The 11943-nt window shown below is 37.4% G+C and carries 10 protein-coding genes; 1 reads left to right on the top strand and 9 read right to left on the bottom strand.

The annotated features are described in order from the left end of the window. Nucleotides 1-84 precede the first annotated feature (84 nt). From sufE to ydiJ, 9 genes are all read right to left on the bottom strand, one after another. On the bottom strand, nucleotides 85-513 hold the full coding sequence (sufE, locus tag H1225_RS05720) for a cysteine desulfuration protein SufE (RefSeq protein WP_006537057.1): 429 nt from the start codon (nucleotides 511-513) through the stop codon (nucleotides 85-87). A gap of 21 nt (nucleotides 514-534) precedes the next feature. Further along, entirely contained in the window at nucleotides 535-1773 is a 1239-nt protein-coding gene (sufS, locus tag H1225_RS05715) for a cysteine desulfurase SufS (RefSeq protein ID WP_202608160.1), read from the bottom strand. Nucleotides 1774-1784: 11 nt separating this feature from the next. Next, nucleotides 1785-3092 (bottom strand): Fe-S cluster assembly protein SufD, encoded by a 1308-nt coding sequence (gene sufD / locus H1225_RS05710; RefSeq protein WP_006537062.1) that lies wholly within the window; start codon nucleotides 3090-3092, stop codon nucleotides 1785-1787. Beyond that, nucleotides 3067-3813, bottom strand: coding sequence for a Fe-S cluster assembly ATPase SufC (sufC, locus tag H1225_RS05705; RefSeq protein ID WP_072062556.1), 747 nt, complete (start codon nucleotides 3811-3813; stop codon nucleotides 3067-3069). Before sufC ends, sufD begins: the two co-directional genes overlap by 26 nt. Before the next feature lie 44 nt (nucleotides 3814-3857). Further along, nucleotides 3858-5360, bottom strand: coding sequence for a Fe-S cluster assembly protein SufB (gene sufB, locus H1225_RS05700; RefSeq protein ID WP_239739546.1), 1503 nt, complete (start codon nucleotides 5358-5360; stop codon nucleotides 3858-3860). 17 nt (nucleotides 5361-5377) lie between these two features. After that, nucleotides 5378-5746 carry a Fe-S cluster assembly scaffold SufA gene (gene sufA / locus H1225_RS05695; protein WP_072062558.1) on the bottom strand — a complete coding sequence of 123 codons (369 nt, stop codon included), beginning with the start codon at nucleotides 5744-5746 and terminating at the stop codon, nucleotides 5378-5380. A gap of 417 nt (nucleotides 5747-6163) precedes the next feature. Continuing rightward, complete coding sequence (locus H1225_RS05690; protein WP_109400330.1) at nucleotides 6164-6784, bottom strand: hypothetical protein; 621 nt, start codon at nucleotides 6782-6784, stop codon at nucleotides 6164-6166. 170 nt (nucleotides 6785-6954) lie between these two features. Beyond that, nucleotides 6955-7368, bottom strand: a complete 414-nt coding sequence (menI, locus tag H1225_RS05685; protein ID WP_006537067.1) for a 1,4-dihydroxy-2-naphthoyl-CoA hydrolase — start codon at nucleotides 7366-7368, stop codon at nucleotides 6955-6957. Next, complete coding sequence (gene ydiJ / locus H1225_RS05680; protein ID WP_072062560.1) at nucleotides 7365-10421, bottom strand: D-2-hydroxyglutarate dehydrogenase YdiJ; 3057 nt, start codon at nucleotides 10419-10421, stop codon at nucleotides 7365-7367. Before ydiJ ends, menI begins: the two co-directional genes overlap by 4 nt. Nucleotides 10422-10637: 216 nt before the next feature. Here ydiJ and ydiK point away from each other — a divergent pair, with 216 nt between their 5' ends. Beyond that, the gene (gene ydiK, locus H1225_RS05675) at nucleotides 10638-11750 is read left to right on the top strand and encodes an AI-2E family transporter YdiK (RefSeq protein WP_006537070.1); all 1113 of its coding nucleotides are present in this window, start codon (nucleotides 10638-10640) and stop codon (nucleotides 11748-11750) included. Nucleotides 11751-11943: the final 193 nt, after the last annotated feature.

Raw genomic sequence — 11943 nt, 5'->3', positions numbered from 1 at the left:
TGACTATTATGATGATAACATTATCATTGTTATGCTTTCATATAATAAGTCAGTTTAGAACATTAAAGCGGGATCAGGTAACATTTATGCTACAGCGTATTCTGAAAAACGCTTAACTAGTGTCGTAACCATTGCATGTAAACCCTGCGTACGAGAAGGTGTTAAGTGGCTTTCTAGTGCTAATGATGAAAAATAATGTTTTACATCCGTCGCTAAAGCTTGCTCAACTGTTTTACCTTGAAATAAGATAATAACCAAGGCGACTAGTCCTTTAACAATGCCTGCATCACTATCACCAGCAAGGATAAGTTGTTTACTCTCATTAAGAGAAACAGCAATCCATACTTGGCTTTGGCAACCTTCAATAAAGTTAGCTGAAATGCGTTGTTCATCTGTTAAAGGAGGGAGACGCTCACCTAGCTCCATCATATAAAGATAACGCTGTTCCCAATCTTGGCAACGAGAAAAATTGCGTAATAGTTTTGCTTCATCTGGCAAATTGGCAACTGCCATGAATAACCTCTTTTTTAATCTTTAACCTAATAACATTTCAACACGTAATAGCGCATTAACCAACGCATCGATATCATTTTTATTGGTATATAAGCCAAGAGATGCACGACACATTGCAGGAACTTGATAATAATCCATAATTGGCATCGCACAATGATGCCCTGTACGAATAGCAATACCATAATTATCAAGAAAAGCACCCACGTCATAAGCGTGATGTTTACCTAAATTAAAGGCTATCACACCTTGGCGAGAATCATTGCCATACAGCGTTAATGATTTTACTTTTTGTAGCTGCTTTTGAGCATACTTCATTATATGATTTTCATACTCAGCAATATTATTCATGCCTAAATTTGAAAGATAATCTAATGCAGCGCCTAAGCCAATCATTCCCATTATATTCGGTGTTCCCGCTTCAAAACGCCAAGGTGCATCTGCGTAGGTAATATCACCATTAATATGAACATGCTTTATCATTGCACCACCTCCTTCCCAAGGCGGTAATTCATTCAGTATCGCTTTTTTACCATACAGCAGACCAATACCAGTAGGTCCATAAAGTTTATGGCCGCTACAAACAAAAAAGTCACAATCAAGTTGTGAAACATCAATGGTTTGATGCATTGCACTTTGAGCACCATCAACCAATATATGTAACTCCCCTCCTTGCTCAATAGCATATTGGCGAGCATCACGAATAATTTGAGCGATAGGGTTCACTGTGCCCAATACATTTGATTGATGCGTAAGGCTGAGTAATTTAGTTCTTTCGTCGATTAAGCGAGGTAATTGAGCTAAATCGAGTGTACCATCTTGTAATAGCGGTAATACACGAACATTAAAACCACACTGTTTTGCCAACATATACCAAGGAACAATATTTGCATGATGATCCATTTCTGTGATGATGATATTGTCACCATCATTTAAAAATCGTTGACTATAAACATTCGCAATTAGATTGATCCCTTCCGTTGTTCCTTTAACAAAAACAATCTCTTCTTCGCTATGGGCACCTAAAAAATCACAAGCTTTTTTACGGACATTTTCAACTAATGTTGTCGCATTTGCACTTAACGTATGAATGCCGCGATGAACCGCGGCATATTGTGTTAAGGCAAACTGCTTTTCATGTTCAATGACGCAAGCTGGTTTTTGAGCACTTGCGGCACTGTCGAGGTAGACCAGTGATTTTTCTTTCACTTGCTGTGAAAGAATTGGAAAGTCATCTCGCGCTTTTTCAATGGAATGCGTCATAATGCCTTATTTTATACCTCTAATAAGCGCTGATTGATTCTGTCTAATACAAGCGATTTAATCACACTATTTTCTATCGATTCAGTTAATTCAGCAGCAAATGCATGAATAATCATTTTACGAGCATCGGTTAAAGAAATACCGCGTGAACGTAAATAAAATAGTTGTTCATCATCAATTCGCCCCACAGTGGCACCATGGCTACATTTCACATCATCAGCATAGATCTCAAGCTGTGGTTTAGTATCAATTTGCGCTTTATCACCCAACAACAGATTATTATTAGTCATTTGACCGTCTGTTTTTAATGCTTGTGGCGTAACAGTGATCATACCGTTAAATACGGCCTTTCCTGCATCCATAGCAATACTTTTATGTAATTGGCGACTTTGGCAATTTTTCTCACCATGGACCAACCAAGTACGAGTATCTGCAATTTCACCTGCTTTAGGTAATACAACGCTATTCATTGAAAGCACTGTATTTTCACCTTTTAGCGCCGAACTCGTATGATGACGGCTGAGTTTAGCACCTAATAAAAAAGCATAACTATTAACTCGAGCATCACGACCTATCGTCAGATCGTTATGAGCAAAGTGCTGACTTACGCCATTCTCAAAACCTAATTTAATATGGTTAAAAGAGGCATTATCACCAATCGCTGCTGTTAATCTTGCACCTGTAAAATGACGGTTTTTGTTGTCACTGCTGATATAGTGCTCAATAACCTGCATTTGTGTATTAGCACCTACATCAAGGTGAAAACGATAATTCGCGTTATTCACCTCTGCACCACTTTCGCCTTGTGTAATATTAAGGATATAAAGCGGTTTATCCGCAATAACACCGTTTTTCAGGGTAATAAGCAAAGGATGTGGGGCTAAACTTTCAACTAAATGCAGAAAAATTTCACCATTGACGGCCTCAGGTAACTCACTCTGATTATCAAGTAACGTCACTTGATAAGGGCCAAATTCTTCACTGCTTTCTATTGGCGAAAACGTACCATTTACCATCACAACACGATAACAATCAAGCGCTAAAGCATGTTTAGTAATTAGACTTTGCACATCAAAAGCTGGCAACTGTTGATAGCTTTGGCTTAACGTCTCATCTAATGGCGTATAGTGCCAATCTTCATGACGATAAACAGGAAAACCGACTTTCTCAACTTGCAACCAATGATTGCGAGCATTGAGATTATCGTCACCTTTACGTTGATGATATAATTCAGAAAACGTCTTTAGTGCTTGTTGATTACGTAGTTCAACTTGGCGCTGTTTTTCACGCTTTTCATTGAGGGTCAATAAGCCAGCCATAACCTTGTTCCTCCAATTTTTGCGCTAATGAAAAATCACCTGATTTAATGATTTTTCCCTGATAAAGCACGTGCACAAAATCAGGTTTAATATAATCAAGAATACGTTGATAGTGTGTTACAACAATAAACGCACGTTTACCATCACGTAGGCTATTAACACCATTAGACACGATTTTTAATGCATCAATATCAAGCCCTGAGTCGGTTTCATCTAAAATGCATAGTTCAGGCTCTAGTGCGGCCATTTGCAAAATATCGTTACGTTTTTTCTCGCCACCTGAAAACCCCACGTTAACAGAACGTGTTAACAAATCTTGAGGCATATCCAGTAATTTGATTTTATCTTCAATAAAATCTTCAAAATCAAAGCGATCTAACGGCTCTTGCCCACGATATTCTCTTACTGCATTCACTGAAGATTGTAAGAAAAATTGATTACTAACACCGGGTATTTCAACAGGATATTGAAATGCCATAAAAATACCTTCACCTGCACGTTCTTCAGGTTCTAATTCTAATAAATCTTTATTTTTGAAAGTAATAGAACCTTCATCTACTTCATATTCCTCACGACCAGCAAGTGTTGCAGATAAGGTACTTTTACCTGAACCATTTGGTCCCATAATCGCATGAACTTCGCCTGCACGAACTTGCAAATCTAGTCCTTTCAGGATTTCATTGCCTTCAACACTGACATGTAAATTTTTAATATCTAACATAATATATGCCTTCGGTATCGTTACACCCAGAATTTGATTAATACTTAACCAACGCTATGTTCTAAGCTGATTGCTAATAATTTTTGTGCTTCTACAGCAAATTCCAGCGGTAATTCTGAGAACACGTCTTTACAAAATCCGTTTACAATCATTGAGATTGCATCATCTTCACTTAATCCACGTTGACGACAATAAAACAGTTGATCTTCACCAATACGTGACGTTGTCGCTTCATGCTCAAGCTGTGCTGAGTTATTCATTACCTCAACATATGGGAAAGTATGTGCGCCACATTGCGTACCAATTAACATGGAATCACATTGTGTAAAATTACGGGCATTTTTTGCACTAGGAAGAACTTTCACAAGTCCACGGTAACTATTTTGACTTTTACCTGCAGAAATACCTTTAGAGATAATGGTTGATTTAGTATTTTTGCCAATATGGATCATCTTAGTACCGGTATCTGCTTGTTGATTACCATTAGTTAGAGCAACCGAGAAAAATTCAGCAGTAGAATTATCCCCTTTTAAAATCACACTTGGGTATTTCCAAGTGATTGCAGAGCCTGTTTCTGACTGCGTCCACGACATCTTGGCGTTTTCACCTTCACAGATAGCGCGCTTAGTTACAAAGTTAAGGATGCCACCTTCACTATCGCCACCAGAGAACCAGTTTTGTACTGTAGAATATTTTACTTCAGCATCTTTATGGATAATGACTTCAACCACAGCGGCGTGAAGTTGATAACTGTCACGAACCGGCGCTGAACAACCTTCGATATAGCTGACATAACTGCCTTCACCAGCAACCAGAATAGTTCGTTCAAATTGACCTGTTTGAGCCGCATTAATACGGAAATAAGTCGATAATTCCATTGGGCAACGAACCCCTTTGGGAATATAAACAAAAGTTCCATCAGACGCGACGGCGGCATTCAGTGCAGCAAAGTAGTTATCATGGCTTGATACAACTGTGCCTAAATATTGGCGCACTAAATCAGGATATTCTTGAATAGCTTCGCTAAATGAGCAGAAAATAATGCCATGTTCAGCAAGCTCTTCGCGATATGTTGTAGAAACAGAAACCGAGTCAAAGATGGCATCGACAGCAACGGCTTGCCCTTCTCTTACAGGCACACCAAGTTGGTTAAAGGCATCTTCAACTTCTTGAGTTAAATAATCTTGTGAGGCTTGTTTATCACTCTCTACCGCCTCATTTGTGCCACCAGCACAACTGCCATTAGCACAACATGAACTGCAAGATGGTGCAGAATAGTAGCTATAATCTTGATAATTAAGCGATGGATAATCCGCTTTTAGCCAATGCGGTTCTTCCATTTCTAGCCAATGGCGATAAGCATCTAAACGAAATTCCAGCATCCACTCTGGCTCGTTTCTTTTGGCCGATATTGCACGTACAACCGCTTCATTTAATCCTTTTTCTAAGGTGTCGGTTGATATATCGGTATAAAAACCTTCTTTATAATGGTGATCGCTTAGCCATCCCTGAACTTCATCACCAATTTCAACATTGCTCTGAGACATAATCTAACTTCACTATGTTATACCCCGAAGCTCTCACCACATCCGCAGACATTTTGAGCTTTAGGATTATTAAATTTAAACATTTGATTAAGTCCTTCACGAACATAATCAACAACCAACCCATCGATAAATGGCATTGCTTTTAATGAAACAAAGAGTTTTGCTCCATTATGTTCATAAACAAGATCATCGTCATTTGGGGCTGTAGCGAGTTCAATAACATAACCATACCCTGTACAACCAGAGGGTTTAATACTTAAGGAAAGCCCTTGTTTTTCAGGATTTTTCTCAACCAAATGACAGATATGCTTTGCCGCACTATCCGTTAATACAATGCCTTGCCAAGCTGTGTCATCAAGAGAAAAAGTTTCAACATTGTTTGTCATTTCTGACCTCATTTCGAAAGGAGATTGATATCTTTCCTGACACTAATGGTAATGATAACCCTTATCACTTCAACCATGTCTTTTGAAAGGATATTCCATAAATGTGTGTTTTTTGTTCTATTTTTGCAATTAATTTGTTAATGGAAAATGTTAACACCATGTAATATAACACTTTTCTGTTCTTTGATTACAAAAAATAAAACTTTTAATTTTTCTTATATTTCGCACAATACGCACATAAGTTGCAGTATAAATGCACTTTATATGTTATCACTGAAATTTAGATAAAAAAGCATAAAAATGTGTTTTTACATACAGCTTATTAGCTCTGTTTACATTCATTTTTATGCTTATCATAAGGGACAAGATAGCACCACTTATGTGATAGCCTCTTATTGGATTGTGTGCTCTTTGTACTTATTTATTGATAGTGATGGTTTGAATATATTTATTTGTACATTCAAGGGTTTGGCTATTTTTTTGTTTGTTCGATAGGCTATTGAAATTACTAATCAATTGTAGTTGCCATACTCGATTCGTTTTAAGATCAGCCGCTAAAATACCTTCATAGCTGACATTTTCTTTTGCATACTTTCCTTCAAAAAAGACATGTCGACTTTCCACATTTGGGATAGTTAATGGTTCTATTGATGTGGATATTTCATTCATACCATCTATTATCGCAATATTATCAACAATGCCTTGTGCTCCCGCATCCACATCGTAACTCATTACATCGATCATTTTAAAATAAACCAAACGAACCTCTGTCAAATCACAAATAGGTTCTGATTTATAAACCATCATTTCTGTTGTGACATCCTGAACATTATCTGGTAATGATTTGAAATAATTTTCAGTATCTTCTCTGCTCATTGTAAATGAAGTGGGATAAGCCATATTAAAGCCAGAAACAGTTTGTACTGGAATATTACTTATATCATTACTCGTTTTAACGGTAGAATTATTATCACACCCACTGATTAATAAACCTGCAATTAATAATACTGTGGTGTTTAATTTAGAAATAGTTAACATTATCGATCGTCTTATCTTTTATTATGAAGATAATGATTATCATTAAAAATAAAATCTAAATAAAGAAATAGTTTTATTTTCTCTCTCTATTTTTATTCTTTTTGATATTATCTATAAAAATAAAAACGCACAAAACGAGTATTTCACTTTGTGCGTATATTTTTTATTCTTTAAGAAATAACAGATGTTGTTAATCTAGAAATACACACTTGACGACCTTCATCATCAAATATTTCTATTGACCAGACTTGGTGTGAACGTCCTAAATGAATAGGTTTGCATACCCCTCTTACCTTGCCTTCTCTCGCTGAACGAATATGATTCGCATTGATTTCTAGCCCAACAATCTTTTGTTCGCCTTCGGTACAAAGATAACCCGCAACAGAGCCCAATGTTTCAGCTAAAACAACAGAAGCACCACCATGTAAAAGGCCTAAAGGCTGCTTAGTACGATGATCAACAGGCATTGTTCCTTCAAGATAATCATCTCCAAGACATGTTAATTCAATACCTAAATGGCTCATCATATTATTTTGACCAATATGATTAAGATGCTCAATTGTCGTTTCACGTTTCCATATCATGGCATAATCTCCAAAAGTGCCTGTAGTGGGTGTTTTAGCTCAACATTATCAATACGCTTCACCTGACTACGACAAGAATAACCGGTACTTAAACAACGCATTGTTGGTAATGTTTTTAGTGCATTACCCCATGAAAGCTGATAAATGCCCAACGAGTTTTCATAATTATTTAGTTCATGTCCATAAGTACCTGCCATTCCACAACATCCAGTACTCACAAATTCTAGTTGCTGCCCATAATGTTGGAAAATAGCCTGCCACTGTTTCATACTTTGTGGTAGCGCCGTCACTTCTGTACAGTGCCCGAAAAGATACCATTTTTCGGTATCATCACGAACAGCTATTGGCTCAGATACCAATTGACTTAACCATTCATGAACAAGTTGAACATTGAAATCACCACGCTTATCACCCAGTATTTCACGATATTCATCGCGATAACAAAGTACTAATGCAGGATCAACTCCCACCATAGGGATGCCTAATTTTGCAACACGATTAAGCATGATTGACGTTTTTTGCGCTGTTTTACTAAATTGCTGTAAAAAACCTTTAATATGTTGCGCTTTACCGTTAGGTGAAAATGGTAACAAGACAGGTTTAAATCCAATCTTTTCAATTAGCTTGATAAAATCGGCAACCACTTTTGCATCGTAATAACTAGTAAAAGGATCTTGTACCACCAACACATGATGACTGCGTTGCTTTTCTGATAAATGCTCTAAATCTTCTAGCGTCATATCTAACGCGCTGTGCCCTGCCAATTGCTGTCTCAATGTAGGTGATGACAACAAAGGTAAATCGACCATTCCTATGGTGTGCTTACTTAATGTTTGCACCAACGGTTGCTTCATAAAAAAATTAAAGAATTTAGGTGCTTTCGCCATAATCGGCGTTGTCAATTCAACATTAGCGACAATATGGTCTTTTAATGGACGTAAATAACGCTGGTGATAAAGCTCAGTAAATTTAGAACGAAAAGATGGCACATCAATTTTAATCGGACATTGCGTTGAACAAGCTTTACAAGCCAAACAACCATTCATAGCCTCTTTTACTTCATGAGAAAAGTCATATTCACCACGTTTAGCTTTCCATGTATTACGTGTTTTCTCAATTAAACCTCTTAAGCTAGGTTTATTATTTTCAAGGCTAGAACTAAGTTGTTTTGGACTAACGCCTTGCTCTGTTAATAAGCGTAGCCATTCTCTTACGAGTGCTGCTCGTCCTTTAGGTGAATGAATGCGTTGCCCACTAATTTTCATGGAAGGACACATTGGACTTTTGGCATCAAAATTAAAGCAAAGCCCATTACCATTACAATCTAAAGCCCCTTTAAAATCTTGACGGACAGATAAAGGGATAGTGCGATCAAAAGTACCTCGTTTGATCGTATCCACTTGCTTCATCGGTTCATCAACCTCTAAAGGAGGACATATTTTTCCAGGATTTAATCTATTTCGAGGATCGAACACCGTTTTGATTTGACGTAGCTCATGATAGAGTGTTTCTCCGAAAAATTCGGGACTGTATTGCGCTCTAAAGCCTTTTCCATGTTCACCCCAGAGTAACCCACCATATTTAGCTGTTAACGTGACAATGTCATCTGAGATAGATTTCATCAATAATTCTTGCTGTGGATCGCACATATCAAGAGCAGGTCTTACGTGTAATACACCTGCATCGACATGCCCAAACATGCCATAATTGAGTTGATGACTATCCAGTAACGCTCTAAATTCTGTAATATAATCAGCAAGATGTTCTGGTGGTACGCAAGTATCTTCCACAAAAGGAATGGGCTTTGCTTGCCCTTTAGCGTTACCTAATAAACCAACCGCTTTTTTACGCATGGCATAAATACGGTTAATATCTGCCAAGTCCTCACAGACTTGATAACCGATCACCCCGCTCTGACCCTCTTTCATTAATGAATCTAAGCGCTGGCATAATGAGGCGACTTGTGAAGCGATAAGATCTTTATCATCACCCGCAAATTCAACAATATTAAGGCCTTGCATATCTTTATCAGGTATATCAGTAATCAACTCTTTAACGGAGTGCCAAACAATATCTTCACGAGCGAGATTTAATACTTTGGAATCAACAGTTTCAACAGACAATGCATTTGCTTTAACTAAAAAAGGCGCATTACGCAATGCTGAATCAAAAGAGTCATATTTTACATTCACTAAGCTACGTTGTTTAGGAATTGGCGTGATATCCAACGTTGCTTCAGTAATAAAAGCCAGTGTGCCCTCTGAACCGGTTAAAATTCGGGTTAAATCAAAGCGTTTCATGTCATCACTAAAAACATGACGCAAATCATATCCGGTTAAAAAGCGGTTTAATTTAGGAAATTTTTCAAGAATAAGTTTTCGTTGCTCTTTGCAACGGGATAAAACAGTTCGATAAACCTTCCCAATAGCAGAGCTTTCTTGTGCGATATTCTCGGCTAATGCCGTATCCATAGCACGAGTTTCAAGGAGTTCGCCACCTAACAAGACCGCCCGAATACCAAGGACATGATCAGAGGTTTTACCATAAACCATAGAACCTTGCCCTGAGGCATCAGTGTTAATCATTCCACCTAATGTGGCGCGGTTACTGGTAGAAAGTTCTGGTGCAAAAAAGAAGCCATAAGGTTTTAAAAAAAGATTAAGCTCATCTTTTATCACTCCTGCTTCCACTTTCACCCAACGTTCTTCTGGGTTTATCTCAATGATACGTTTCATATAGCGAGATAAATCGACGACGATACCATCTGTTAAAGCCTGCCCATTAGTACCTGTACCACCCCCTCTTGGTGTCAAAGAAAGAGAATGAAATTTGGGTTCATCGACCAGACGTGCAACAATAGTTACGTCAGCTGTTGAGCGAGGAAAAACCACCGCCTGTGGCAATAACTGGTAAATACTATTATCTGTTGCCATAGTGAGTCTGTCAGCATAACTGCTGGAGATATCACCGGTGAAACCGTTTTTTCGAAGAGTATCAAGAAATTCTGTTGTGAGTTCACTAACTTGCGGTGCTTGCGATATACGTGGGATCATTTGTTATAGCTCTTTAATATAATTGTCCACATTGCTTAATTTTAGATGTTGAAATGTATACTAAGAGGTACTTCGCCTCATTTTGTACTTTCAGACCTATACCTGTTCACCTTATCATACAATTCTGGCAAATTGCGTAGTGATATAAACAACGTGATATTTGCAATGTTTATTCATCTGCTTCTAGCATTTTTATTCGTGTAGGGATTTAAAACCATGGAAAAACCGCAGATCCATACAGATATACCCAAAATTTTATTCACTGTTCTTTTTATTTCGTTTTTTATTATCGCCAGTTTTTGGATACTCAATCCCTTTATTGTGGGTTTTATTTGGGCTGGAATGATTGTTGTAGCAACGTGGCCTTTACTTCTTATTATTGAAAAACGAGTAAAATATCGTTGGTTATCAACTATGATAATGATGATTTTGATATTACTGATCTTCGTTATTCCTATTATCTTATTAATTAGTAGTGTCATTGATAATAGTGCCCCTTTAATTGAGTTAGCGAAATCACCTTCGAATATTCAGCCCCCTCAATTATTATGGCTTAATGATGTCCCTATGATAGGGAGCTCACTTTATGATACATGGCACTCTATTCTTGTCTCTGGGGGCAATGCGTTAATCTCAAAAATCCAGCCTTATGTTGGACAAGCTGCAAACTGGTTTTTTGCTCAAGCCTTAAATATTGGTCGATTTGCCCTACATTTGGGTGTGATGTTGTTATTTTCAGGCTTACTATTTTTACAAGGTGAAAATGTCGTATCTTGGTTGCGCCACTTTGCTATTCGTTTAGCGGGTCAACGTGGTGATGCGGCAATCTTACTTGCATCTATGTCTATTCGCGCTGTCGCATTAGGTGTGGTTTTAACCGCCTTAATTCAAGCTATTGTTGGTGGTATTGGCCTTGCGGTATCTGGTGTGCCTTATGCTACGGTATTAACCGTCATTATGTTTATTTGCTGCCTTGCTCAAATAGGTCCTTTATTAGTATTGATCCCTTCAGTTTTATGGTTATTTTGGACGGGTGATACAACATGGGGCATTGTCATGGTAATCTGGGGTGGTGCTGTTGCAACAATGGATGGTGTATTACGGCCTTATTTAATCAAAATGGGCGCTGATTTACCTATGGTATTAATTCTTACGGGTGTTATTGGCGGGATTTTAACATTAGGTATGATTGGATTATTTATTGGCCCTGTTGTTCTTGCTGTTGCTCATAGCTTATTAAATGCATGGATTAATGAAGTACCAAAACCTAATCCTGATTTAACTGAAACAGTAGAATTTATGAATAAAAACTTTATCGAAAAAGAATAAATAATAATGGAGCATGTAAGTGTAGCTACTTACATGCTCTAAAATAACAGAGAAAAGTTTAATAAAGATTATCAATTTAGGAATAAAACATTATATTTTTATATTCAAACTTACATTTTGAAACAAATTACATTTTTTTAAACCTGTTTGTTACCAGCAAGTTATATTCACTTTTAAATAAACCAACAATCTT

Source organism: Proteus penneri (genome assembly GCF_022369495.1).
Taxonomy (GTDB): Bacteria; Pseudomonadota; Gammaproteobacteria; order Enterobacterales; family Enterobacteriaceae; genus Proteus; species Proteus penneri.
This window is presented reverse-complemented; position numbering and strand designations above follow the sequence as displayed.

Coding starts and splice junctions, on each gene's coding strand:
- sufE (WP_006537057.1), bottom strand. CDS start 513: ATGGCAGTTGCCAATTTGCCAGATGAAGCAAAACTATTACGCAATTTT.
- sufS (WP_202608160.1), bottom strand. CDS start 1,773: ATGACGCATTCCATTGAAAAAGCGCGAGATGACTTTCCAATTCTTTCA.
- sufD (WP_006537062.1), bottom strand. CDS start 3,092: ATGGCTGGCTTATTGACCCTCAATGAAAAGCGTGAAAAACAGCGCCAA.
- sufC (WP_072062556.1), bottom strand. CDS start 3,813: ATGTTAGATATTAAAAATTTACATGTCAGTGTTGAAGGCAATGAAATC.
- sufB (WP_239739546.1), bottom strand. CDS start 5,360: ATGTCTCAGAGCAATGTTGAAATTGGTGATGAAGTTCAGGGATGGCTA.
- sufA (WP_072062558.1), bottom strand. CDS start 5,746: ATGACAAACAATGTTGAAACTTTTTCTCTTGATGACACAGCTTGGCAA.
- H1225_RS05690 (WP_109400330.1), bottom strand. CDS start 6,784: ATGTTAACTATTTCTAAATTAAACACCACAGTATTATTAATTGCAGGT.
- menI (WP_006537067.1), bottom strand. CDS start 7,368: ATGATATGGAAACGTGAAACGACAATTGAGCATCTTAATCATATTGGT.
- ydiJ (WP_072062560.1), bottom strand. CDS start 10,421: ATGATCCCACGTATATCGCAAGCACCGCAAGTTAGTGAACTCACAACA.
- ydiK (WP_006537070.1), top strand. CDS start 10,638: ATGGAAAAACCGCAGATCCATACAGATATACCCAAAATTTTATTCACT.